General features: G+C 67.3%; 27 protein-coding genes. 12 read left to right on the forward strand and 15 right to left on the reverse strand.

What is annotated here, in order from left to right; translation table 11 throughout:
* Nucleotides 1-14 precede the first annotated feature (14 nt).
* Complete coding sequence (locus tag NVU01S_RS03210; RefSeq protein ID WP_244467527.1) at nucleotides 15-656, reverse strand: hypothetical protein; 642 nt, start codon at nucleotides 654-656, stop codon at nucleotides 15-17.
* Between the two features lie 118 nt (nucleotides 657-774).
* Between NVU01S_RS03210 and NVU01S_RS03215 the strand changes: the two genes are divergently transcribed.
* The 3 genes from NVU01S_RS03215 (at nucleotide 775) to NVU01S_RS03225 (ending at nucleotide 3,413) form a co-directional block, all read left to right on the forward strand.
* A complete protein-coding gene (locus NVU01S_RS03215; RefSeq protein ID WP_043681195.1) occupies nucleotides 775-1,641 on the forward strand; it encodes a helix-turn-helix domain-containing protein in 867 nt (288 codons plus the stop codon).
* 74 nt (nucleotides 1,642-1,715) lie between these two features.
* Nucleotides 1,716-2,834 (forward strand): serine hydrolase domain-containing protein, encoded by a 1,119-nt coding sequence (locus tag NVU01S_RS03220; protein ID WP_043681239.1) that lies wholly within the window; start codon nucleotides 1,716-1,718, stop codon nucleotides 2,832-2,834.
* Nucleotides 2,835-3,023: 189 nt separating this feature from the next.
* Nucleotides 3,024-3,413: a VOC family protein gene (locus NVU01S_RS03225; RefSeq protein ID WP_244467526.1), complete on the forward strand. Its 390-nt coding sequence runs from the start codon at nucleotides 3,024-3,026 to the stop codon at nucleotides 3,411-3,413.
* 10 nt (nucleotides 3,414-3,423) lie between these two features.
* Here the strand turns inward: NVU01S_RS03225 and NVU01S_RS03230 are convergent, their stop codons facing one another.
* Both NVU01S_RS03230 and NVU01S_RS03235 read right to left on the reverse strand, forming a co-directional pair.
* Complete coding sequence (locus tag NVU01S_RS03230) at nucleotides 3,424-4,110, reverse strand: LGFP repeat-containing protein (protein WP_043681192.1); 687 nt, start codon at nucleotides 4,108-4,110, stop codon at nucleotides 3,424-3,426.
* Nucleotides 4,111-4,294: 184 nt separating this feature from the next.
* Nucleotides 4,295-4,732, reverse strand: a complete 438-nt coding sequence (locus tag NVU01S_RS03235) for a MarR family winged helix-turn-helix transcriptional regulator (RefSeq protein ID WP_043681189.1) — start codon at nucleotides 4,730-4,732, stop codon at nucleotides 4,295-4,297.
* Between the two features lie 76 nt (nucleotides 4,733-4,808).
* On the opposite strand from NVU01S_RS03235, the gene NVU01S_RS03240 reads away from it, so the two are divergent.
* The 4 genes from NVU01S_RS03240 (at nucleotide 4,809) to NVU01S_RS03255 (ending at nucleotide 7,683) form a co-directional block, all read left to right on the forward strand.
* Nucleotides 4,809-5,456 carry a maleylpyruvate isomerase family mycothiol-dependent enzyme gene (locus NVU01S_RS03240; protein WP_052281349.1) on the forward strand — a complete coding sequence of 216 codons (648 nt, stop codon included), beginning with the start codon at nucleotides 4,809-4,811 and terminating at the stop codon, nucleotides 5,454-5,456.
* A gap of 84 nt (nucleotides 5,457-5,540) precedes the next feature.
* Entirely contained in the window at nucleotides 5,541-6,122 is a 582-nt protein-coding gene (locus NVU01S_RS03245) for a hypothetical protein (protein ID WP_156161967.1), read from the forward strand.
* Nucleotides 6,123-6,307: 185 nt separating this feature from the next.
* Nucleotides 6,308-6,976: an MspA family porin gene (locus tag NVU01S_RS03250; RefSeq protein ID WP_043681183.1), complete on the forward strand. Its 669-nt coding sequence runs from the start codon at nucleotides 6,308-6,310 to the stop codon at nucleotides 6,974-6,976.
* Between the two features lie 47 nt (nucleotides 6,977-7,023).
* A complete protein-coding gene (locus NVU01S_RS03255; protein WP_043681229.1) occupies nucleotides 7,024-7,683 on the forward strand; it encodes an MspA family porin in 660 nt (219 codons plus the stop codon).
* Between the two features lie 152 nt (nucleotides 7,684-7,835).
* Here the strand turns inward: NVU01S_RS03255 and NVU01S_RS03260 are convergent, their stop codons facing one another.
* The 4 genes from NVU01S_RS03260 to NVU01S_RS03275 all read right to left on the reverse strand — a co-directional run bounded on the left by NVU01S_RS03260 (nucleotide 7,836) and on the right by NVU01S_RS03275 (nucleotide 10,973).
* Complete coding sequence (locus NVU01S_RS03260) at nucleotides 7,836-8,084, reverse strand: hypothetical protein (RefSeq protein ID WP_043681180.1); 249 nt, start codon at nucleotides 8,082-8,084, stop codon at nucleotides 7,836-7,838.
* A 28-nt stretch (nucleotides 8,085-8,112) separates the two neighbouring features.
* Nucleotides 8,113-8,943 carry a VC0807 family protein gene (locus NVU01S_RS44530; protein ID WP_082032426.1) on the reverse strand — a complete coding sequence of 277 codons (831 nt, stop codon included), beginning with the start codon at nucleotides 8,941-8,943 and terminating at the stop codon, nucleotides 8,113-8,115.
* A gap of 6 nt (nucleotides 8,944-8,949) precedes the next feature.
* Nucleotides 8,950-10,167, reverse strand: coding sequence for a cytochrome P450 (locus NVU01S_RS03270; RefSeq protein WP_043681174.1), 1,218 nt, complete (start codon nucleotides 10,165-10,167; stop codon nucleotides 8,950-8,952).
* Nucleotides 10,168-10,310: 143 nt separating this feature from the next.
* Nucleotides 10,311-10,973 carry a TetR/AcrR family transcriptional regulator gene (locus NVU01S_RS03275; RefSeq protein ID WP_063048050.1) on the reverse strand — a complete coding sequence of 221 codons (663 nt, stop codon included), beginning with the start codon at nucleotides 10,971-10,973 and terminating at the stop codon, nucleotides 10,311-10,313.
* A gap of 127 nt (nucleotides 10,974-11,100) precedes the next feature.
* On the opposite strand from NVU01S_RS03275, the gene NVU01S_RS03280 reads away from it, so the two are divergent.
* Complete coding sequence (locus NVU01S_RS03280) at nucleotides 11,101-11,457, forward strand: hypothetical protein (protein WP_043681171.1); 357 nt, start codon at nucleotides 11,101-11,103, stop codon at nucleotides 11,455-11,457.
* Nucleotide 11,458: 1 nt separating this feature from the next.
* On the opposite strand, the gene NVU01S_RS03285 is transcribed toward NVU01S_RS03280, so the two are convergent.
* From NVU01S_RS03285 to NVU01S_RS03295, 3 genes are read right to left on the reverse strand one after another with little or no spacing between them, the layout of a single operon-like run.
* On the reverse strand, nucleotides 11,459-11,722 hold the full coding sequence (locus NVU01S_RS03285; RefSeq protein ID WP_043681168.1) for a hypothetical protein: 264 nt from the start codon (nucleotides 11,720-11,722) through the stop codon (nucleotides 11,459-11,461).
* A gap of 20 nt (nucleotides 11,723-11,742) precedes the next feature.
* The gene (locus NVU01S_RS03290; protein ID WP_043681223.1) at nucleotides 11,743-12,795 is read right to left on the reverse strand and encodes a LacI family DNA-binding transcriptional regulator; all 1,053 of its coding nucleotides are present in this window, start codon (nucleotides 12,793-12,795) and stop codon (nucleotides 11,743-11,745) included.
* A gap of 54 nt (nucleotides 12,796-12,849) precedes the next feature.
* Complete coding sequence (locus NVU01S_RS03295) at nucleotides 12,850-13,746, reverse strand: Rossmann-fold NAD(P)-binding domain-containing protein (protein ID WP_043681165.1); 897 nt, start codon at nucleotides 13,744-13,746, stop codon at nucleotides 12,850-12,852.
* 97 nt (nucleotides 13,747-13,843) lie between these two features.
* Between NVU01S_RS03295 and NVU01S_RS03300 the strand changes: the two genes are divergently transcribed.
* Complete coding sequence (locus NVU01S_RS03300; protein WP_156161965.1) at nucleotides 13,844-14,434, forward strand: TetR/AcrR family transcriptional regulator; 591 nt, start codon at nucleotides 13,844-13,846, stop codon at nucleotides 14,432-14,434.
* Here NVU01S_RS03300 and ctaD read toward each other — a convergent pair.
* Entirely contained in the window at nucleotides 14,419-16,131 is a 1,713-nt protein-coding gene (gene ctaD, locus NVU01S_RS03305; RefSeq protein ID WP_043681217.1) for an aa3-type cytochrome oxidase subunit I, read from the reverse strand. The genes NVU01S_RS03300 and ctaD overlap by 16 nt on opposite strands.
* Before the next feature lie 550 nt (nucleotides 16,132-16,681).
* On the opposite strand from ctaD, the gene NVU01S_RS03315 reads away from it, so the two are divergent.
* Nucleotides 16,682-17,197 (forward strand): hypothetical protein, encoded by a 516-nt coding sequence (locus NVU01S_RS03315; RefSeq protein ID WP_052281347.1) that lies wholly within the window; start codon nucleotides 16,682-16,684, stop codon nucleotides 17,195-17,197.
* A 19-nt stretch (nucleotides 17,198-17,216) separates the two neighbouring features.
* On the opposite strand, the gene NVU01S_RS03320 is transcribed toward NVU01S_RS03315, so the two are convergent.
* Complete coding sequence (locus NVU01S_RS03320) at nucleotides 17,217-18,398, reverse strand: phthiocerol/phthiodiolone dimycocerosyl transferase family protein (protein ID WP_043681159.1); 1,182 nt, start codon at nucleotides 18,396-18,398, stop codon at nucleotides 17,217-17,219.
* 171 nt (nucleotides 18,399-18,569) lie between these two features.
* Between NVU01S_RS03320 and NVU01S_RS43110 the strand changes: the two genes are divergently transcribed.
* Both NVU01S_RS43110 and NVU01S_RS03325 read left to right on the forward strand, forming a co-directional pair.
* A complete protein-coding gene (locus NVU01S_RS43110) occupies nucleotides 18,570-18,731 on the forward strand; it encodes a hypothetical protein (RefSeq protein WP_156161963.1) in 162 nt (53 codons plus the stop codon).
* Nucleotides 18,732-18,814: 83 nt separating this feature from the next.
* Nucleotides 18,815-20,248, forward strand: coding sequence for a nitrate/nitrite transporter (locus tag NVU01S_RS03325; RefSeq protein WP_052281346.1), 1,434 nt, complete (start codon nucleotides 18,815-18,817; stop codon nucleotides 20,246-20,248).
* A 98-nt stretch (nucleotides 20,249-20,346) separates the two neighbouring features.
* Here NVU01S_RS03325 and narI read toward each other — a convergent pair whose 3' ends face one another.
* The 3 genes from narI to narH are packed head-to-tail and all read right to left on the reverse strand — an operon-like array spanning nucleotide 20,347 to nucleotide 23,532.
* Nucleotides 20,347-21,087 (reverse strand): respiratory nitrate reductase subunit gamma, encoded by a 741-nt coding sequence (gene narI / locus NVU01S_RS03330; protein WP_043681156.1) that lies wholly within the window; start codon nucleotides 21,085-21,087, stop codon nucleotides 20,347-20,349.
* Nucleotides 21,084-21,764, reverse strand: coding sequence for a nitrate reductase molybdenum cofactor assembly chaperone (narJ, locus tag NVU01S_RS03335; RefSeq protein WP_043681153.1), 681 nt, complete (start codon nucleotides 21,762-21,764; stop codon nucleotides 21,084-21,086). Before narJ ends, narI begins: the two co-directional genes overlap by 4 nt.
* Before the next feature lie 13 nt (nucleotides 21,765-21,777).
* Complete coding sequence (gene narH, locus NVU01S_RS03340; RefSeq protein WP_063048051.1) at nucleotides 21,778-23,532, reverse strand: nitrate reductase subunit beta; 1,755 nt, start codon at nucleotides 23,530-23,532, stop codon at nucleotides 21,778-21,780.
* Nucleotide 23,533 lies beyond the last annotated feature (1 nt).

The raw sequence follows: 23,533 nt of genomic DNA on the forward strand, positions 1-23,533 counted from the left end.
CGAGGGATCGGTGGCTAGGCGTGCCCGCCGCCGAGGCCCGGCTTGTGCAGTCGAGGCTGGGGTTCGAAGGCGGGGCGGTCGGTCGTGCGCACCGGTTCCGGCGCGACCACGACGCCACGGTCGTCCGGGCGGGTGGTCCGAGCGTCGACCTCGCGGCGCGCGAAGGCGATATCGCGGGCGCTGCGCACCGACAACCGGCCGAGCGAGGTGGCGGCGAAGAACAGGATCAGTGCGCCGAGACCGTAGAAGAAGGTCAGTTGCAGGAGGGCGCGTTTGAGATCGGAGGACGCGACCGGCTCGCCGAGCGCGCCCAGATTCAGCAGATCCGCCAGGAACGGACCGACGACGAACCACAGACCGGCCGCCGCGGCCAGCCAACCGCCGAAGCCGGCGACGAGCCGATTCCGGCTGGTCAACATCAGGAATCCGCCGACGATCGCGACCACGCCGGGCAGCACCTCGAGCCAGCCACGTGCCGAGGTCCACACCCACGAGTCGTCCGGGGTGAACGCGAAATCGAAGTACGGTCCGAGGAACGGAATCAGCGCGCCCCAGATCCCCAGCAAGAGCACCGCGAGCCCGCCGAGGGCGCCGCGACTGCGGGGTATCCGCAGGGCCGGGCCGCGGTCGGCAGCAACGTTGTCATCGACGTTCATCAGAGCCTCCATTCGTCGAAGTAACTGCTCCTACCGCCTACCCCCGCCGCATCGACATATGCATAACCTGCATCAATGAGCCGAAACGCGGCCGTCGGGCGATGCGTAACCTGAACGCGTGGGAGTTGTGCACGTCGGCCGCGCGCCCGAACCGAGCTGGGATTTCGCCGCCGCGGTCGCGCCGCCGGGGGCTGCGATCATCGGTTACCGCGATCTGGACGGTAGCGGGCTGGATCTGCGCGTCGCCGGGACGACGGCGATCACCGTGGTGATCGGGTTCGGGACGCAGGACGTGCTCGTCGACGACGCGAGCGGACGGCGCACCCTCGACGGCTTCGTGGCCGGGCTCCCCCTCGACCCGATGCGGGTGCACAGCGCACGCGCCGAATGCGTCGAACTTCGCCTCTCGCCGCTGCGGGCGTATTCGTTGCTCGGCGTGTCACCCGCCGAACTCGGCCGCGGCGCCGTCGCCCTGGACGACCTGTGGGGGCGGCGCGCCCGGCAGTTGCGCGAACAACTCGCGGCCGCGCCGAACTGGGACGAGCGTTTCGCTCTGACGAAATCGTTTCTGGCACAACAGGACCGGCGATCGCACTCGCTCGACCCAGAGGTGCTGGCGGGCTGGCACCGCATCCTTGCCGCGCGGGGACAGATACGGATCGGCGCGCTCGCCGAAGCTCTCGGCTGGAGTCACAAGCGGCTGTGGGCGCGGTTCGAATCCCAGATCGGGCTGACGCCCAAGCGTGCGGCGATGCTGGCCCGGTTCCGGTACGCGGTCGACGGCCTGCTGGCCGGGCGCCCCGCCGCCGCGGTCGCGGCGGATTCCGGCTACACCGATCAGGCCCACCTGTGCCGCGACGTGTCGATCTTCGCCGCCGATACGCCCGGCGCGTTGCAAGCCCGGTATCGGCCCGCCATCGCACGACACCGGTACCAGGCTTGGGGAAAATTCTTCCAATACCGCGCGACCTCGCTCGATCGATAGTGGTGTTCGCCCCGGGTGCGGTCGTCCGATCGCCGCCCGGGGCGTCACCCATCGACAACGAGAGGACAGCTGTCGTGCACAACACTTTTGATCCCGCGGCACTGCAAACCGCCCTGGACGCCGTCCACACCGCCGGGTTGCCCGGCGCCTTCGCCGAGGCCCGTGTCGGCGACCAAACCTGGCGCGGCGCAGCCGGAGTCGCCGACCTGGCCACCGGCAGGCCCGTCACCCCCGAGATGCGCCACCGGGTCGGCAGCATCACCAAGACCTTCACCGCCGCCGCGGTGTTACAACAGGTCGAAAACGGCGAAATAGCTTTGGACACACCGATCGGCCACTATCTGCCGCACCTGGTTCCCGGTCCCCGCGGTGCAGCGATCACCGTGCGGATGCTGATCAACCACACCAGCGGTCTCGCCGAATACCTGCCGCTGGCCTATCCTTCGCTCGCCGCCTTCCCCGCCGTCGGCAGAACAACGCCGAAAAGCCTGGAGGACAACCGGTTCACCCGCTTTGACCCGGTCGAGCTGATCGAACTCGGGGTCGGAGCGCCCGCGGTCGGCACTCCCGGCGGTACACCCGGCGTGTACTCGAACACGAATTATCTTCTGCTGTGCCAGCTTCTGGAGTTGGTGAGCGGTCTGTCCGCGCAGAAGTGCATCACCCGCGACGTCATCGAACGCGCCGGACTGCCGGACACCGAACTCCCCACCGAGCCCTACCTCACCGGTCCGCACGCCCTGCATTACGAGGCATGGTTCGGCATGTTCGACCCGCCGCGTGATTTCAGCGTCTTCGACATGTCGTGGGTCGGCCCGTCCGCCTCGCTCGTCTCGACCGTGGCGGATATGAACCGCTTCTATCGGCTCTTGCTCGCAGGTGACATCGTCACCCCGTCGTCACTGGCGCAGATGCAGCAGACCGGACCGGTCATCTCGTTCGAGGGCAAGACCATCACCTACGGTCTAGGTCTGCACAAGCTCACCGTGCCCGGTCACGGCGTCTTCTGGGGCCACGACGGCTCCGCCTGGGGCAGCGGGGCGCTGGCGATGATCAGCGCCGACGGACAACGGCAGCTGGCGCTGGCGGTGAACATGCAGCGGTGGAACGCACTCGATTCCACCCAAAAGCCGCAACCCCACCCCATCGACTTCGCGCTGCACGCTTTCACCCAACTCGCGCTCTGTGGTTGACCCCGGCGACGCGGACGCGCATGGCGTAAGTCACCGAGGGAGCCCGGGCTGCGGACTATACGATGAGCAGACAGCGGGCTGAACGAAGTCATCGAGCCCGACCCTGAGATGCGGCGTCACCGGCGTTCGGCGCGACCGAGCGCGAAAGCGAACACATCCTCGTGTCGACCCGGCGAAGGGAGCGGCGGCTTGAATGTCCTCGGCGGCGCGGTAATGATCAACGTTCCCGATCCGGACGCTTCGGCGAAATTCATGATCGAACATCTGGATTTCACCGAGACGATCACCGACGAGGGACTCGCGGTGATTTTCTCGGCCGCCGCGGATTTACACCTGGCGTTCCTGCGCGTCGGCGTGCCGGACTTCCGGCCGGAATCCGTGGCGGGCGCCCTGAGTAAAGGAATGATCATCGTTCTCGTCGTCACCGACGTGGACGCCGAGCATGCCCGGTTGGCCGAGGCCGGGGTCGAGATCGTCACCCCGCTCGGATTCTCGAAATGGGAAGGCAGTTCCGGCGAGCGGTACTTCCAGATGCGGGACCCGAACGGGCTCATCGTCCGATTGACCGAGTGGGTGTGAACCGGCTCGGTCAGCGGGGCGGCTGCCATTCGATGCGGCCGCCCTGGAAATCCTGGGCGCGGCCGTTGTTGTAGTCGTACTCGTCGCTGATCGGGTACCCGTAGCGGCCGTTCTCCCAGTTCTGGCTCGCCCAGATCTCGCGGATCGCGCCGACCACCACGCGGGCGCCGGTATCGGCCGACCAGTAGATCGAGCCGCCCTCGAAATGCTGGCCCGCGCCGTTGTTCTTGGCACGGAATTCGTCGGTGGCGGGGAACCCGAGCCGGCCGTCCTCCCAGGACAGCGTCGCCCACTTGTCGCGGATCGCGCCCCAGGTGTTGTGCGCTCCGGTGGCCCGGGACCAATGGATGGTGCCGCCCTCGAAGTGATTGAAACGCCCCGGTTTCCGGGTGGGCATTTCCCGGCTGGTCGGATATCGCAAAGCGCCGTCCTCCCACCCGAGTTCGCCCCATTTGGCGCGGATCGCACCGCCGATCTGATTGGCATGCCCGTCGGATACCAGCGGATGCCAATAGATCGAACTGTCCTTCTCGAACGCCTGCCAGCGCCCGCCGCGGGAAGCGTCGGACTCCGGGTTCACCGCGATACCGAAGAAGGCGACACCACCGGCCGCGTCGTATTCGATTCGGATCGCGCCGTAGATCGGATAGGGTTGCGCGGCGGATTCGGCGGGAACCAGGGCGAAGCTGGTGCACACCGCCGCAATGACGGCGGCCCGAGCTGCTCGAACGACGCTACGCCGACCATGTTTCGAAATTCGCGGACCAGATGACATGGCCCCTCCTTATGCCCCCGGATAATGCCTCCATTTTACTTGCGCCCGAGGACTTTCGACAGGGGTCGACCGGGAAGGAACGAAAACCGCTGTCCGCGTTGCCCACTCAAGCGTAGGGGTCGGTGATCTCGCGCAACCGGGTCATCGTTCGGCGCAATTGGCGCATGCTCGCGGGTCCGAGTTGCTCGGCCCATTCCGTCTGCACCTGCTCGGCGACCGAGTTCGCGTACGTCGCGCCCGCTTGCCCGCGCGCGGTCAGCCGGACGAGGCGGGCGCGGCCGTCGCTGGGGTCCGCGACGCGTTCCACGTAACCGGCACGTTCCAGTTGGTCGACCAGGAAGCCCGCGGTCTGCTTGGTCACCTGAGCCCGCTCGGCCAGTTCGGTGAGCCGGGTGCCCGCCGCACCGATCTGCGCGACGATCCGGCCCTGCGCGACGGTGAGGTCGCCGTAGCCGGACTCCGCCAGCGCCGCGAAGACCCGGTTCTCCATCGATCGGTAGGCGATCATCATCAGCAGACCCACGTTGAGCTGCTCGTCTGCCATCACGCTCCTTGACATTAGTACGAGAGACTGACGATACTAGTCAGAGTCACTGACCAATGCTAGCGGGAGGTGCGTTATGCCGACCGAACAAGTCACGCTGGACCGCGACGGCAGCTGGCGGGCCATCGAAGCCCAGCGCCGCGCGATCGCCGCCCTGCTCACCGAACTGACTCCCGGCGAATGGGAAAGCCCCTCGCTGTGCGCCGGATGGCGCGTTCGCGACGTCGCCGCACATCTCGCCCTCACCCCGCAGGTCCCCTCGATCCGGGCGATGATCACCGCCGCGGCCCGGGCGCGCGGGAACTACAATCGGATGATCGACCAGCTCACCACCGCCTACGCCGAATATCCTGTCGCACAGCTTATTTCGGATATCGACGAGCACGCGGCGGACCGTTCTCTGCCGAAACTCACCAACTACCGCAACATCCTGTTCGACACGATGGTGCACGGCCAGGACATCGCGATTCCACTCGGCCGCACCCTCGACCTGCCGCCATTCGCCGCCGCCGTCGCCACCCAGCGCGCCGCCACCATCGGCTGGCCGGTCTTCGCCCGGCACCGCCTCGACGGCATCCGCCTGTGCGCCACCGACATCGACTGGTCCTACGGCACCGGCCGAGAAATCCACGGCCCCATCAAAGCCCTGCTCCTCTTCGCCACCGGACGCACCGCCCTGCACCACCACCTCACCACCGAAGGCCACCCCCTCCACCAAGCCTGACCAGCACCGTGTGATCCCAGCGCTTTTCGTGGCATGATCTATCGCGGAGCTAGGCAGCTCTGGTGAAGACGTGGGGTGTGCGCGATGACAACAGTCGTGGCAGTGGCAGGAATCGCCGGCACTTTGCTCGGGTCGCTGCTCAGCCCCATATTGGCCGATATGTGGCGGCGGCGCGGCGACACCCGGCATTACATCAAGACTTCGAGACTCGCGCCGTACAGCGCTTTCGCCAGTTCCGCGGAGGCACTTCAGCTGCAACTGGACCGTCGCGTCGGTGGCCGTTCCCGGGACAGCGAGCTGTTCGACCAACAGGTCGACATCCTCGAAAATGCCCGAGCGCAAATCAATCTCATCGGTTCGCTGCCTGTTCGTGCGTGGGCGTACCGCTGTCGGCTGGCAGTGACGATGCTCGACCGCAGCCTCACCGAAGGCGACGCCGCCAAGAGTTTGCATCACCGGGCCAAGCTCCATGAGGCGATAGCGCAGTTCGCGACGGCGGCGCGCGCAGAGCTCGGCATCGATACCCGGACAGTCGTTGTGCCCGAACAAGCGGCGCTGGGCACCTTTGCGGATACCGCTCCTGGGCACCTCGAGTGGCTCGCATCCGCACCCGAGCCGCCCGCCATGGAGGCATCGATTGTTCCGCGTACTGAACTATCCCCGTAGCGGGCAGCTTCAACCAATACCGGACTGACCAGCCGGGTGGATGGGGGGTTCGGCCGGTTGGGGGGTGGTTGGGGGTGGCGGGGCGGGCCTACGCTCAGCGCGGTTGCCGCTCCGGCGCACGGACGGAGCGGTGACCTGTTCTCGCGGTGCGTAATTCGCACTCCTGCAAGGTGATGAGGGTAGGCATGAATAGATTTCGCGCGGGCAACCGCGGCGTACGAGCTGCCGGGCTCGGTGTCGTGGCGACTGTGGCGCTCGGGTTGTCGGCTACCGGTGCGGCGCACGCCGACACCTTTGTGCCGCTACCGGACGGGGAACGACTCGGCCCCGGCGTGAGGATCAGTCGCACACAGGAAAGCGCGCTGGTCTCGCCGTCGCTGGCGGCCAACGGCGCCGGACGCGTCGCGTGGCTGACCGGGACGGTGACCGCGGACGTGACGACGACCCCGCAGGGCAAACCCGGACCCAACAACGGCGCCAAGAACGCGCCGGGCACCAACAACTCCTCCACGCACGGAGCGTCGCGGCTCAGCACGGGCTATATCGTCGGCTGCCAGGTCAGTATCAGCGACAACGCCATTTCCGCGGGCTTGTCCGCCGGCGTCAACGTCACCAGCGGAAAAGTGGGTGGCTCGATCGGCCTGAAGCTCGGGCCCGGCCAGGTGAGCTTCGTCGACATCGAGGGCAAGGACATCCTGCGCCCCGGCAGCTACTCGATCGAGTACCGCGATGTCGAAATACAGATCCAGGGCTGTGCGGGCTACGCGCAGGCGCGTTCGTACACGGTGGCCGAGATCATCGGCGACAACTACGCCAAGGTCTCCCTCTACGGCCAGCCGTTCAGCATCGGCTGACCCCGAAGCTCCACTTGCGCAACAGCATTCAACCCAAGGATTTCTCGATGATCAATCGCACTGTGGCACGCCTGGCCACCGGCGTCGCCGCGACCGCGGCCCTCGGCCTGTGCCCCACCGCCGCCCACGCCGACACCGTCGTCGCGCTGCCGGGCGGCGAGCTCACCAAGACGCTCTCGGACGGCACGGTGCTGACGGTCCGGCTGGTCGGCGAATCCGCCACCATCAGCCCGTCCATGGGCGCCACCCCCGTCCACCGCAACGCGTGGGTGTCGGGCTCGGCACAGGTCGAACTGTCCAGCTCCGACGCTGTCGGCGGCAAAATCTATCCCGGCTACGTGGTGGGCTGCCAGGTCACGCTCAAAGGCGGCGGCGTGAACGGCGGCGTCGACGCCAAAACCGATTGGGAGGGCAAAAAACCGGAGATCGGCGGCAAGGCGGGCGGCAACCTCACCCTCGGTCCCGGTCAAGCCAAGTCCCTGTATCTGCTCGACCAAGAAGAAGCCGACGACTTCGGCAACGAATCGCACAGCACCCGAAACAAATTCAAGGGCACGAGCGGCAGCGTCACCTGGGCCGACTCCACCATCGGCGTGCAAGGCTGTGCGGGCTACGCCCAAGCCCGCGCCTTCGTCCGCGTGAAAGTCGCCACCGCCACGGTGAATTCGGTGGTCACCCTATGGGGACAGCCCTTCAGCATCGGTTGACGCTCGGCGAGCCGGATCCGGCGGGATCACCGGATCCGCGGACTCGCCCGCCGAAGCGCGCCGGACCCTCATTCTCGGCGAGCACCATCTCCAGCTCACCGCCCGCGGTGTGCAGTTCGTCGACAACGGAAGCCAGGTCGACGCCGACACCGTCATGGCCGGTCTGGAACCGGGGATTGGTCGATGGTCAGGTAGGAGACCGCCATGCGGACAGTCCGCAGGCGCCACTGCTGCCAGGTCATCCCGTCCGGAGCCGTCTCGACGCTCAGCGCGCGGTGCATCGCCGACGCGGTGATGGTGCGACCGATGAACGCCAGCGCCGCATCCGCGTCGTGCAGCCGGATCTCGTCTCGGTGCGGTGTAGCGGCCTCGACCAGCAGGCTCTGTTCGACTTCGAGCAAGGACAGTGACGGAGTGCCGGTCGTGAGCTCATCGACGCACTGGCGCTTGCCCTTTCACCGGTTCGCCGACCCGCACATGCCAGTTCATCCACGCGAACAGCAGCAGGATGCACCCGGTGCCGACCAGTGGCGACGCGACGGCCGCCACCTGCACCGGGCTGGTGAGCACGAGCACGACCCGCACCAGCGATTCCGCGATGAGGCCGATCCCCCACACCGCGGCGACGGTGCGCTGCTGTCGCCGGAAGGCCCGCGACTGCCGCCAGGCTTCGTCCCAGCTGAGTCCGTCGGGGACGAAATCTCTACGGATGTAATAGGTCAACGGCCGCCACAGCGCCAGCGACACCAGGATCACCGCGCCCATCACCGCGGTGATGATCGGATCTTTGAGCAGCACGACCGTGGCGTTGCCGGTCAGCAGTCCGGCCAGCATGCCGAGTACGAATCGGCTCAGCACGAGAACCGACAGCGCACTCACCCGTCGATGCCTCAGGTAGCCCACCCCGACCCGCAGCGCCGAGACGCCCCCCGCGGCGACGAGCGCGACGACATCGGAGACGCCCGCGAGCGTCAGCGCCAGATAGGCGGCGTACGGCACCCCGACGTCGACCACGATCGTCTTGGCGACCAGTGCCCCGGAAGTCTTTGCCGGACTTGCTGTCTCATCGTCCACCACAGTGATCGCACCGGCCGGGCAGCGCGCCACCGCGTCCTCGACCGCGAGCCGCTGCCCGGCCGCCGGCCGCTCCACCACGAGCCGGGCCAGCCCGGTGTCGTCGTCCTGGTCGAACACCGCCGCCGCGGCGAGCACGCAATTCCCCGACCCGACACACACATTCCGATCCACCTGAATTCGCATGCGCCACTACCACCGCACCGGCAGCGACTGCACGCCGTAGACGATGGAATCCGCCCGGAACACGAGTTCTTCGGGCGCCACGGCCAAGCGCAGCGCGGGAAACCGGCGGGCCAGTTCCGGTAGCGCGATCCGCAGCTCCAGACGTGCCAGCGGTGCGCCGACGCAGTGGTGGATGCCGTGACCGAAAGCCAGATGGCCGCTGGGCTTCCTGGAGATATCGAAGATGTCACCGCCGGGCCCCAGGTCCGGATCGCGGTTCGCGCCGGGAATCGAGCAGAGCACCATATCGCCCGCGGCGATCGGCTGGTCACCGATCACCGTGTCCCGCAGCGCCGTTCGCATACCGGGGTGATGCACGATCGAGAGATAGCGCAGCAGTTCCTCCACCGCCCGATCCGTACTCCCCGGATCGTCGCGCAGCAGCGTCCACTGGTCCGGATGCTCGAGCAACAGCAGGGTGCTCAATGCCAGCATGCTCGCGGTGGTCTCGTGCCCGGCGAGCAACAGCAGCACGCCGATACCGATCAGGTCCGCGTCGGAGAGGGCGGCGCCGTGCTTGCGAACGAGCATACCGAGCAGATCCTCGCCCGGGTCGGCGCGTTGCCTGCGCACCAATTCGGCCATGTACCAGCGTGATTCGGCTCCAGCCGCGGCACGTTCGACGTGACTCGACGACCGATCGAGCTGCGCGGCGCCCCACTGCTGGAACTCGGCGCGGTCGGCGTACGGCACGCCGAGCAGCTCACAGATCACCAGGGACGGCACCGGCAGCGCGAAGCTCTGCACCAGGTCGACCGGACCACCGTGCGCGGCCATGGCGTCCAGATGTTCGGCGACGATCTGCGCGATGCGCGGCTGCAGCCTGCGCATCCGCGCGACCGTGAACTCCGGGGTCAGCACCCGGCGCAGGCGGGTGTGCTCCGGCGGATCGGCGACGACGAGCGGTCCGGGCGCGACGTCGGCCATCCGGGCTACCTCTTGTGCACCGAGCAGCTCGGCGAGGTGCTCGGCCATGCGATCGAACGAATTGCTGTACAGCGCAGCATCGTTCAATACCTGCCTGGCATCGTGGTAGCGGGTGACCAGCCACACCGGGACGGCCACCGGGCCCATCGGCAGCTCGACTCGGCTGACCGGCAGGGTTTCTCGGCGCCGCACGAGTTCGGCGGTCGGGTCGAATCGTTCTCGTCGTCGATAGAACGGTACGGAGGCGGTGTGCGTCATCGATCGAATCCCATTCACTCAGCACGCAGGATCGCGACAGATAAGCAAGAGTCGACTCTCACTTGTGTCGCTGACCCGAAGGTAGCACAAATGAGAGTCGACTCTCGTTACAAGCGCAGCCGACCGCGCTGATCAGCGAGAACTCAACGGCCGCGGGGTGATTCCGTGGCAGCGGCGGCATCGAACGGTGGCAGCGCGGTGGCCGCGGCGGGCCGCATCGCGTCCAGCATCAGTGCTAGGTAGCGCCGCCATCCCTCGCCCGGCCCCCTTCCCGCACTGCCCATCCCGAGGAACATGGCGTCGGCGGCGCCGCCGAGCCGCTGCGCGCCGATCAGCATCGTGGTGAGCCGGGGCAGATCGGCGGCGACGAGATCATCGCGCACCACCCCCGCGTCCTGTGCCCGCCGCAGCACGACACCGAACGCGTCGAAATACTGTGCGGCCAGCCCGGTGAAGATATCCGGCGACTGCGCGGCCGCGATCGTGCGCTGTTCGTCCGCGGCCACCTCGAGCACCACGGTCAGCATGTCGACCATCGCCTGCCACGGATCCGCGGTGTCCAGCGCTGCGGCGGCCACCGGCGCGATCGCCTCGTCGAAGCGTCGGGCGAGCACGGCGTGAATCAATTCGTCCCGGCCCGCGAAATGCCGATACAGCGTCGCCTCACCCACTCCGGCACGCCGCGCGACCGCACTCAACTGCGCGTCGGCGCCGTGCTCGGCGAACACCGCCCGCGCGGCACCCAGAATGCGCTCGATATTGCGAACCGCGTCGGCGCGCGGCCGCCGCTGAGGAGTCGAAACCATGCCTCACCCTAGGCAGGCGCGCAGGCGCGCCCCTACATCTCCGGTTCGAGAGCGGGTCCGGTGCCCGCCACCGCACCCCTAGAGTTGAGCCTTGCTGAACTAACACTGGCGAGCAGAGAGGGCGTGCATGGGGATCGAAGGAGAGCGGCTGGGCCTGCCCGCGCTGTGGGCGGTGGCGGCCTGGGGCCTGATCGCGGCCGTGCTGTCGGCCCCGGTGGCGGCCGCCTTGGTCGGCGTGGTCTACCGGTTTCCGATCCCGTTCGGCGACCACGCGCAGGGTTTCGGCGAGGCGGGCAACGCGGCCATGGCCTCGGTGTTCTATCTGGTCAAAGGCGAAGGATTCGGGCTCGCCGCGCTCGGCGGCGGTGCGGGCTACTTCATCGCGCGAGCCGGCGGGCCGGGGTTGCTGCGCGCGCTCATGCTCGCCGTCCTGGCGGCCTTCGGCCTGGCGCTGCTGGCCGCCCTCATTCTTGCCGTGCTGTAGCTCAGGGCGTACAGGTGGACGCGCGGCCGCCCGGGCAGCCACCGAGCGATCGGGCGGCGGAGGCCGTGCGAGTCGCCCGGCTGTGGTCGAGGCGATCGGCCAGCGAGGTCCGCCGGTGCGCCGACGCACGCAGATAGGCGGTGATCCAGCGTCGCGCCGGGGAGTTCCGGGCCGGTTCCGCGCGCCACACCGGCGCGTCCGGACGTGCCGAGTCGGCTTGCGCACGAACAGCTTTGACGGCCATGGTGGCCGCGACAGGATTCATTGTCGTTCCTTTCCGGATCGTCAGCCGCGCACCGGTCCGGTGCTGGAGCGGACGATCAATTCGGTGGGCAGCACGACTCGCTCCTCGGTGTATTCGGGATCGAGCAGCATGCGCCCGAGCAACTGACCCTTCCGCCGGATCGGTTGCCTGATCGTGGTGAGGCCGGCTGTTTCCGCGGCCGAGATGTCGTCGAAACCGGTGACCGAGATATCGCGCCCCGGGGCCAGTCCGCGCCGCCGCATGGCTTCGAGCACACCCAGCGCGAGCACGTCGCCCATCGCGGCGATCGCGGTGGGGCGGTCGCGGCGATCCAAAACCAGTTCGGCAGCGGCGATTCCGGAGTCGACCGAGTTGTGGCCGCCGGAGACGACGGTGATCTCGGCCTCCGGGCCGAGGCCGGCGCGCAAGCCGCCGATCCGCAGCCGGGCGTTGTTGTAGAGCACCGACAGGTCGCTGATCTCGCGTACGCCCGGAGCGTCGCGCCCGCAGTCGACGACCGCGGCCACCCTGGTGTGGCCGAGTTTCGCCAAATGCGCGCCGACCGCCCTGGTCGCGGCCGCCTCATCGATCACCACGCGGCGTCCCGGAAACTCGTCGTCGGAATGCGCGAACGGCAGGCCCCGGGCCGCGACCACGTCCAGCGCGGGATGGTCCGGGTCCACACAGTAGGCCGCGACGCCGTCGACCACGGCGTTGCGCACCGCCTCGACGGAGTCCCGGATGGCCTGCTCGTCGGCGCCGACCTCATAGCGCGGCAACGGAATCAGCAACAGGCCGGTGCTGGTGCGTTCGGCCACCTCGCTCAGTCCGGCCAGCAGGCCGACCGCGAACGGGTCGGAGAACGCATAGGACAACTCTTCGGTGAGGATCAGGCCGATCGCGCCCGCCCGCCGGCCGCGCAGCGTCCGCGCCGCCGCGTCGGGACCGGTGTAGCCGAGTTCCCGGGCCGCCGCGAAAATCCGTTCCCGCACCGCGACCGAGAGCTGCTCGGGCCGGTTGTAGGCGTTCGAGACCGTCGACAGCGAAACCCCCACCGCCGCCGCAACGGACTTCATGGTCGCTTTGGGTGGCATGCCGGACAACTCCCCTAGGTCTACTGAAACGTTCTACTAGAACGATACAGAAGCCTACGCCCGAAGGCGAGGGTCTGGGCGATCCCAGACCCCGGATGCCGCAGCCGCACGGGCGAACTCTTCGAAGGAGCGCGGGGCGCGGCCCAGTAGGTGCTGGATTCCGTCGAACGGCACCGAGTACGCGCGACTCGCTCGACCGCGCACCGCGAGGTCCATGAGGGTGATCGAGTCGTCGGTGAATCCTGCGGCACGGTTCGCCGCCAGCGCCTCGTCCAGGTCGATGCGGTGCGCCACGATGGCACGGTCGAGGGTGCGCCCGATGACCGCCACGGCGTCCTGCTCGCTCAGGGCCCGCGGGCCGGACAACTCGTAGGTCCGGCCGCCGTGCCCGGCGGTGGTGAGCACCCGCACCGCGGCGTCCGCGATATCGGTGACGTCCACGAAGTCGACCACGACCTGGTCCGACACCGCCACGAACTCCACCCGACCGGCGATGATGCCGTCCCGCAACGGTCCGGTGCGGAAGTTCTGCGCGAACACGCTCGGACTCAGAACGGTCCACTCCACGCCCGATTCCCGGACCGGACGTTCCAGCTCCACCATGAACGGATTCACCGGCTCCGCCCGGGCACTGCGCCCGGCGAGCAACACCAGCCGCGTCACGCCGTGAGCCACGGCCGTCGTCACGAAGTCCGCCACCGCATCCGCCGCGAAACCGACCGGGCGCGCCGTTTCGCCTGCGCGCACCCCGAAGGTCATCGGCGTCGCGAGGTAGACGGCATCGACGCCGTCGAGGGCGGCCGGCCAGCTCGCCGGCTCGTACCAGTCGAACGGCGTGCTACCGCCTCGCGATCCGGCCCGCACGGGCACGCCCAGCTGACGCAATCCCGCGGCGACCCGGCTCCCGGTATTGCCCGTCGCTCCGGTCACCAAGACCTGCTGCTCGGACACTTCGTCTCCTCTCGTCCGGCGCCGCTGGTCACGGCCCCGACGCCAGGGTTCGCCGGGCAAAATGGACCCGCAAGTCCGGTTTGGCTAGCCTCGAAGGATGCCACTGGGACCGACCGCGAAGGGCGCCGCGACGCGGCAACGGATCATCGCCGGGGCCGCGGAGGTGATCCTGCACCGTGGCGTCATGAACACCACGCTCGACGACATCCGCGACCACACCGGCACCAGTAAGAGCCAGCTGTTCCACTATTTCCCGGATGGCAAAGAGCAACTGCTCACCGCCGTGGCCGGTTACGAAGCCGCGCGCGTGTTGAATGCCGTGCAGGAACGCGTCGATCCGCTCATCACCTGGCAGGCCTGGTCGGCCTGGCGCGATCAACTGATCGGCGAATACGACCGGCACGGCGCGGACTGCTCGCTCGGGGTGCTGATGAACCAGTTGGCTCCCGCCAGCCCCGCCGCCCGCGCGGTGGTCGCCGAGTTGACCACGAAGTGGCATGCGTTCGTCCGCGCGGGCATCGCGGAAATGCGGCGCCGCGGCGATATCCGCCCCGAGGTCGATCCCGATCGCAGCGCGTCCGCGGTGCTGGCGGGCATCCACGGCGGCGTCGTCCTGCTGCTCAGCACCGGCACCGTCGACCACCTGGCGGCGGCCCTCGACACCGCCATCGACTACCTCAAAGGTTGACGGTGCCGCCGGCCGACGTGCGCCTCGGCCCGCATCCGCTCGACGACGTGCGGGTAGTGCAGCTCGAAAGCCGGTCGCTCGGAACGGATTCGGGGCAGCTCGTAGAAGTTGTGCCGCGGCGGCGGGCAGGTGGTGGCCCACTCCAGCGAATTGCCGTACCCCCACGGATCGTCCACGGTGACGACCTGCCCGTAGCGGTAGCTCTTGAACACGTTCCACAGGAACGGAATCATCGATCCGCCCAGCACGAACGCCCCGATCGTGGAAATCGTGTTGAGCGTGGTGAATCCGTCGCCGGGCAGGTAATCGGCGTAGCGCCGCGGCATACCCGCGTTGCCGAGCCAATGCTGAGCCAGGAACGTGAGATGGAAGCCGAAGAAGGTGGTCCAGAAGTGCCATCTGGCGAGGCGCTCGTCGGCCATGCGCCCGGTGATCTTCGGGAACCAGAAGTAGATACCGGCGAAGGTGGCGAACACGACGGTGCCGAACAACGTGTAATGGAAGTGCGCGACCACGAAATACGTGTCGCTGATGTGGAAGTCCAGCGGCGGGCTGGCCAGGATCACCCCGGACAGGCCACCGAAGAGGAAGGTCACCAGGAACCCGAGCGAGAACAGCATCGGTGACTCGAAGGTCAGCTGACCGCGCCACATGGTGCCGATCCAGTTGAAGAACTTCACCCCGGTCGGCACCGCGATCAGGAACGTCATCAGCGAAAACCAGGGCAGCAGAACGGCTCCCGTGGCGTACATGTGATGCGCCCACACCGCCACCGACAGCGCCGCGATGCCCAGGGTCGCGTACACCAGCGCCGTGTAACCGAAGATCGGCTTCCGCGCGAACACCGGGAAGATCTCGGACACGATGCCGAAGAACGGCAACGCGATCACATACACCTCGGGATGGCCGAAGAACCAGAACAGATGCTGGAACAGGATGACCCCGCCGGTCGCCGGATCGTAGATGTGCCCGCCGAGATGCCGGTCGTAGAACAGCGCCAGCGCCGCCGCGGTCAGCAGCGGAAACACCATCAGCATCAGCACACTCGCCACGACCACGTTCCAGGTGAAGATCGGCAACCGGAACATCGTCATACCCGGGGCCCGCAAGCACACCACCGTGGTGATCATGTTCACCCCGCCCAGAATCGTGCCGAGCCCCGAGACTCCCACGCCGAGAATCCACAGATCCGCGCCCACGCCCGGCGAGTGGATGATGTCGGTCAGCGGGACATACGCCGTCCAGCCGAAATCGGCGGCGCCACCGGGGGTCACGAACCCGGCGGTCGCCATCGAGGCGCCGAACAGATAGAGCCAGTAGCTCAACGCGTTCAACCGCGGGAACGCCACATCCGGAGCCCCGATCTGCAACGGCACCAAGATATTCGCGAAGCCGAAGATGATCGAGGTCGCATAGAACAGCAACATGATCGTGCCGTGCATGGTGAACAGCTGGTTGTACTGCTCCGGCGAGAGGAACTGCAGGCCCGGCCGGGCCAGCTCACCACGGATCAGCAACCCCATGACACCCGCGATCAGGAAAAACGTCATCGAGGTCACCAGATACATCTGACCCAGCACCTTCGGATCGGTCGTGGTGACCATCCGGTACAGCGCCGAACCCTTCGGCAACCGCCGCGCCGGATAAGGCCGCCGCGCCACCAGTTCCGGTTCCGGCTTGGGAGTTACCGCTGTCACCACACCCTCCTCACACCGCGGCGTAGGTCGCCGTCGGTCCGCGCATCACCCGCGGCCGAGCCGACCGTAAACACCGGGCCTCCCCCGAAAACACCCTCCGCGCAGAGGAAATGACCTTCGGCGACCCATCCGATGACCTTCGTCCCCGGGCATGGGACCTGCTCGGCGGCGGACTCGGCCCGAAGGTCCACCCCAACAGGGACGAACGACTCTGCCGCTCGTCGCGCACCCGGCATAGCCTGGTTCGGGTCAGCTGCTTTCGCCCGGCTGACCTGGCGCGAGCCTTACCCCACAGCATTCGGCCGCGCCACCGTGTTGTTGCCGCCGGGGCCGATCCTTCCCTCGGCGGCAACAACCACGCCCCGGCGGAAAGTCACGGCCGCAACGACTTCCGGCGCCATGCAGCGGGCCCGGTGGCGCGATCCGGCGAAAACGGTGATCGAACACGATTGACCGGCCATCCGCGGGGTACGGCTGATGAATGCGGGCGCGCTTCGCCGGGACCCGCGCCGATTCAGCAGCAATTCCGCAGGGGAAGGGAACGAACGCGATGACAGACACCCTGGTCGATCTGACGGCGGACAGCGGACAGGTCGCGCGACCGGATACCCGAGGGCAATCGCCTTGGCGCAGCGGCCATTCCGCTGCCGCGACGGAATGGCGCGACGCCAAAACCGTACTGGTGACCAGGATTACCGGTCCGCGGCAGCTGACGACCGTGCCCCGGTTGGTCATTCCCATCGGCGATACCCAGCTCGCGTTCCGGGTGTCGTCGAAATCCGCCGAGGCCGAGCAGTTGGCCCGCGACGGCCGCGTGCTGGTGCAGCCGGGCGACCGGCGCGGCACGCCGGCCCTCGGCTCCCACCAGCGGCAGGGCCAGGCCCAGTTGGTGACCGCGGGCACGCTGCTCCCCTACGTCGAGTCCGAGATCGCCGCGAAGTACCGGTGGCGAATTCCCATGGCGCGCTTCGCTCATCGCCTCGGGCACGGCGACGCACCCTACGCCGACGTCGTCGTGCTGGTCGCCGTGGCCGAACCGAGCAGCATCCCCATGTTGCCGCAGTAGCGGATTCGCGAACCAGGGTTCAGAGCGCGGCCAAACGGTGCAGGTGCTCGGCGAAGCGGCGGCCCGCGTCCGGGGTGTGCGCGCGCGTGTCGATCGTGAGCTGACCGTCGTAGGTCGTGATGACATGCGGTGTGAGTGTGGGCACCGGCGCATCCGACATGAGGGGATGGAAGTCTTCGATGGTGAGATCGGCCGGGGTCGGCAGCGCCGGAATCACCCCCCAGTTCGTCGAGATCAGCGCGCTGGACAAGGCTTCGGGCGTCAGCAGGGACGCGAGTTCGGCACCGCCGGTGAACAGGGCGCCGGTGGCGATCGACTCGCGCAACCTGCCGCTGACCGCCCGGGCGAGAGCGAGCAGGTCGCGCTCGCTGTGCGGATCGGCGGCGAAGTAGGCGATGCTCAGCACGTTGGTCCCCTCGGGGTATCCGATCCGGGGGCTGACCCTGCTGCGCAGATCGACGGGATAGGTGTAGTGCAGTGTGTCGATATCGACGCCACGGCTCTGCGCGGTCGCGGCGAGCAGCGCCGCCGAGACCAATCCGTTGATCGTGGTGCCGTGCTGCCGACCCGTGGCCAGTAAGGACCGAGTCTCGTTGGCGGACAATCGGGTACGAACACGCTCGGCCGGAGTCGCCGAACGGTCCGCCGGCGATTCGAGCCCGTCCGTATCCGGCAGTTCGAGGGCGGGCGCGGCCGCGACACCGCGCGCCGCGAGCAGCTGCTCGAGCGAATGGGGGTAGGCGTGGCGCGCGGGTGCGGCCGGCGCGCCTTCGGCGTGCGCGGTGTAGTACTTCCACAGTTCCGACAGCAGGTGCAACGAATGGTGACCGTCGGCGATGGCGTGATGGGTCAGCAAGGTCACCGCGACCGTATCGTCGTCACCGCGCACCGTATGGATCGCCGCTGCGCGACCGTCCAGGTCGGGTAGCTCGTACAGCGGGTCCTCGACCGGACCGGCCACCTCGAACAGCGCGGCCGCGACGTCCGACACCGCCGCGATGGCGGGCCCACTCTCGCCGTCCTGCACCATCCGGGTGGACAGCACCGGATAGGCGGCACGCAACGTCTCGAAGGCACGGGCCAGCACCGCAGCGTCGAGCCTGCCGCGCACTCGGGTGGAGTACCCCACGTAGAGCCCGAACCGGAAATACATGAGCTCGCTCGGGGCGAGCGGACGAACCAACAGCTGCGACGACGTCATGACACTGTCTCCTTCGGCTTCACCTTGGGGTCGAGCAGCCCGGAACCGCCGCCCTAACGGCACTGGTAAGGGGAGGTCGGCTAACCCCAGGCTAAACATCAATGGCAGTATCTGCCATAATGTCTCAGTGAGTCATAAGGGTAATTTCTGCCACTTGCCGGGGCAGGAGTGATGCAGCGCACAAAGGTCGGCGATGCCCCCGCCGAGCGCGAAATCCCCATGGCCGCAACAGTGTCGCGCGCGAGCCACGCCCTGAACAGCGCTGCCGCCGGGCACAACCATCTGGACCGTTTGTTTCACGCGCTGCGTCTGCGCCCCGTGAGCAAGCGTTGATCTCCCGGTCATTGCGCGCATCATGCCCGCAATACCCGCTGCATACCTTGGGTTGAACCGATTATGGGAGGCCTGAGTTGAGCATGCTGACGCGTAACCGTGACATCGAGAATTGGGATGCCGAGGATGTCGCGGCCTGGGAAGCGGGTGGAAAAGATATTGCCAGACGAAATCTGATCTGGTCGGTCGTCGCCGAGCATGTCGGATTCTCGGTGTGGTCGATCTGGTCGGTGATGGTGCTGTTCATGCCGGCCGAAACCTACGGGATCGACCCGGCCGGCAAGTTCTTTCTGGTCGCGGTGCCGACGCTGGTCGGCGCGATCCTGCGCATTCCGTACACGGTGGCCACCGCGAAATTCGGCGGCCGCAATTGGACCATCTTCAGCGCGGTCCTGCTGTTGATTCCGACGCTGCTCACGCTGTATTTCATCAATCAGCCCGGCACCTCGTACACGACATTTCTGCTCGTGGCGGCGTTCGCCGGCGTCGGCGGCGGCAACTTCGCCTCGTCGATGACGAATATCAACGCTTTCTATCCGCAGCGACTCAAGGGCTGGGCGCTCGGGCTGAACGCGGGCGGCGGCAATATCGGCGTGCCGGCGATCCAACTGCTCGGTCTGCTGATCATCGCGACGCTCGGCCACGACTACGCGTCCCTGATCTGCGCGATCTACCTGGTCCTGGTGGCGGTCGCCGCGCTCGGCGCCGCGCTGTACATGGACAATCTGCGTAATCAGAAGGCCGACCTCGCCGACATGCTCGCGGCGCTGAAGGTGCCGCAGTCCTGGGCGATCGCGTTCCTGTACATCGGCACGTTCGGCTCGTTCATCGGCTACAGCTTCGCGTTCGGCCAGGTCCTGCAGATCAGCTTCAAAGCAGGCGGTGACACCGCCGCGCAGGCGGCGCTGCATGCCGCGCAGATCGCGTTCATCGGTCCGCTGCTCGGTTCGCTGGCCCGCCCGTACGGCGGCAAATGGGCCGACCGGATCGGCGGCAGCAAGGTGACCATGTACGTCTTCGGGGCGATGATGGCGGCGGCGGTCCTGGTCGTGGTGGCCAGCACGCTCGGTGATCGCAACGGCGGCGTCCCGAGCGGCGCGGCGATGGTGACGCTGATCGCCGGGTTCATCGCCCTGTTCATTCTGTCCGGCATCGGCAACGGGTCTGTCACCAAGATCATCCCGTCGGTGTTCGACGCCAAGTCCAAGAGCCTGGATCTCCCCCGTGCCGGGCAGGCCGCGTGGGCCCGCAACACCGGCGGCGCGCTCATCGGCTTCGTCGGCGCGATCGGTGCGCTCGGCGGTGTCGGCATCAATCTGATGCTGCGCTCCTCCTACGCCTCCACCAAGTCCGCGACGACCGCGTTCTGGGTCTTCATGGCGTTCTACGTCGCCTGCGCCCTGGTGGTCTGGGCGGTCTTCCTGCGCCGTCCCCGGGCCGGCGCCGAACCCGACGTGGTGGTCGAGGCGGAAGCGTTCGTCCTGGAAGCCGAAGCGGCCGCACACAGCCGCCGCTGACCTGCTGGAGCAGCACAAAAGCCGGGTGCGCCCCGACCTCGGAAGGTCGGGGCGCACCCGGCTTTTCAGGCCTCGGGCGGAACTCCCCGCCCGCCGGTTCAGCGCCAGCGATCAGGGGTGACCGGAGCGTCCCAGGCGCGGGCGTAGCGGCGAGTGTCGGGCGCGCTGGACTGCTTGCGGCGGTACACGACATAGGGGCGGGTCAGATAGCCGATGGGCGCGCTGAACATGTGCACCAGGCGGGTGTAGGGCCAGACGCCGATCAGGACGAGCACGATCAGACCGTGCAGCTGGAAGGTCCACGGCGTGCCGACCATCAGTTCCGGTTCCGGATGCGGCGTGAAAAGGCTACGGAACCAAGGGGAAACGGTTTCGCGATAGTTGTAGGTTCCCCAAACGAGGTTGCTGCCCCAGGTGTTGAGCAGTCCGGTGACCAGCGCGCCGGCCAGCAGGACGTACATCACTTTGTCGTTGGCCGTGGTGGCCTTGCGCACCGCGGGCACGGTGATCCGGCGATAGAGCAGGATGCCGACACCGGCGAGCACGGCCACCCCCGCGATCGACCCCGCCGAAACCGCGATCAGGTGATAGGCGTGCTCGGAGACGCCGACCGCGGCCGTCCACGATTCCGGTATCAGCACCCCCAGCACGTGACCGCCGATCACGCCGAGCATGCCGAAGTGGAACAGCGGGCTGCCCAGACGCAGCAAACGGCTTTCGTAGACCTGGGAAGACCTTGTGGTCCAACCGAATTGGTCGTTCCGATAGCGCCACAGATGGCCGAGAACGAACGAGGTGAACGCCACATACGGCAGGGTCAACCATAGGGTGCTGGTCATCGGCGGCCTTCTCCTTGCGCGAACATCGTGGGATCCATGGCGAACGGCTCGAGTCCCACTTCTTCTTCCGGTGGCCCCTGCGCGGCCAATTCGGCGATGCGCCGCCGGTCCGCGGTGGTCGGCGGTGGCAGCGTGGCGACCACGGCCGTGAGCACCGCCGCATACGGAGAAACGCTGTCCGCCAACGAGAGCCGGAGCAGCTCCAGCACCGGCACGTGCTCGCCGAGCAATCGTTCGCCACCGATCGGATCGACCGTCGCGGCGAACTCGAGCAGCACCGCCAGGTGATCGGGCAATTCCTCGTCGCCGAGTTCGACACCCGCCTGCCGGTAGGCGTGTTTGAAGCGGAGCAGCGCCATCCCGCGCTTACGGGTATCGCCGTACGCGTAGAAGGTCAGGTGCATGCTGGAGCGGCGGCGCATGTCGAAAGTGCGCACGTATTCGGCCGCGAGCTCCAGTGGCGCGGTGGCCCGGATATGGGCCAGGAATCCGAGCAGCGGTTCCCGCACCGGTGGCGGCAATTCTGTTGCGGCGTCGAGCAGTTCGTCCGTCATGGCGAGCAGTTGTTCGCTCGGATAGTCGAGCAGCAGCGCGGCGATCCGCCAGACCAGGCGGCGGTCCCGCTCGGCCATGGGCACCGCGGGCTCCGGCCTGCGCCGGACTTTCAGCAGCGCCATGATGAGCTCTCGTTCATTGCGGTGTCCCCGTGGGTGTCGGGGCGGCGAGCGGAGTGCCCTCCGGCACAGCGCCATTGCTTCCGTTCGCCGCCGCGCCGTTTCCGTTCGTGCCGTTTCCGTTCGCGCCGCTTCCGTTCGTCGCGTTGTGCTCTTCCCTGCCGTTGCTGCCGTTCTGCGCTGAAGGCAACAACCCGTTGGTGCTCTTACCGTCCCAGTCGAGTAGGTTGATCCGCTTCGACTTCTCCTGTGGTGCAGCGTCGTTGGTGTCGGTGAGGTGGAACTTTTCGACCATGGTGTCGAGTGCGGTCATGCCGGGTCCGCCGTCGGTGTCGAGGCTGCATCCGGTGGCGAGTGCGTCGAGTTGGTGGGCTTGTGATCCGGCGCCGGAGGGGATGACGTAGCGGTGTTCGTATTTGGCGATGGCGAGTAGCCGGTAGAGGGCTTCGATTTCTTCGGGTTGGAGCCGGATCGAGGGGGCGATGGCCGGGTCTGGTTCTTCGCCGAGGTTGATCGAGCGCATGAACGCGCGCATCCCGGCGAGTCGCTGCAACGCGGCGCGCACGGGTCCGATCTGGCCGGCGGTGAACAGTTCGGCGAGGTATTGCAGGGGGATGCGCAGGGTGTCGATGGCGCCGAAGAGGTTGTGCGGGTTTTCCCCGTCGTGGCCGGTTTGGGTGAGGACGTCGACCACGGGTGAGAGGGGTGGGATGTACCAGACCATGGGCATGGTGCGGTATTCCGGGTGCAGGGGCAGCGCGATCTGGTAGTCGGCGATGAGTTTGTAGACCGGTGAGTCCTGGGCGGCTTGGATCCATTCCGGGGAGATACCGGCGTGTTCGGCTTCGGTGATGACGCGGGGGTCGTGGGGGTTGAGGAAGACCCCGAGTTGGGCGGGGTAGAGATCTTCGGGGTCGGTGACCGCGGCCGCGGCACCGACTTTGTCGGCGTCGTAGAGCATGACGCCGATGTAGCGCAGGCGTCCGACGCAGGTTTCCGAGCACACGGTCGGGATCCCGACTTCCACCCTCGGGTAGCAGAAGGTGCATTTCTCGGCTTTGCCGGTTTTGTGGTTGAAGTAGATCTTCTTGTACGGGCACCCGGTGACGCATTGCCGCCAGCCCCGGCATTTGTCCTGATCGACGAGCACGATCCCGTCCTCGGCGCGTTTGTAGATCGCCCCTGACGGGCACGACGCCGCACACGAGGGGTTGAGGCAGTGTTCACAGATCCGGGGCAGGTAGAACATGAAGGTTTGCTCGAACTCGAGTTTCACCTGGTCGGACAACCGCGCCAGCAGCGGGTCTTTTCCGACCTGGTCGGGTCCGGAGCCGAGGTCGTCGTCCCAGTTCGCGCCCCACGTGATCGTCGTATCGGCGCCGGTGATCAACGATTTCGGGCGCGCGACCGGGGTGGTGTCCATCGCCGGGGCCGAGAGCAGAGTGTCGTAGTCATAGCTCCACGGCTCGTAATAGTCGGCGACGGTGGGCAGGTCGGGGTTGGCGAAAAGGTTGAGCAGGCGGGTGAACCGCGACCCCGACCGCAACGTGAGTTTGCCGCGCCGGTTCAGTGTCCAGCCGCCTTTCCACCGGTCCTGGTTCTGGTATTGGCGGGGATAGCCTTGCCCGGGCCGGGTTTCGACGTTGTTGAACCACATGTATTCGGTGCCACCACGATTGGTCCACGCCTGTTTACACGTCACCGAACAGGTGTGGCAGCCGATACATTTGTCCAGGTTCATCACCATCGCCAGCTGTGCCATGACACGCATA

This window comes from Nocardia vulneris (assembly GCF_001613425.1).
In the GTDB taxonomy this organism is placed as follows: Bacteria; Actinomycetota; Actinomycetes; order Mycobacteriales; family Mycobacteriaceae; genus Nocardia; species Nocardia vulneris.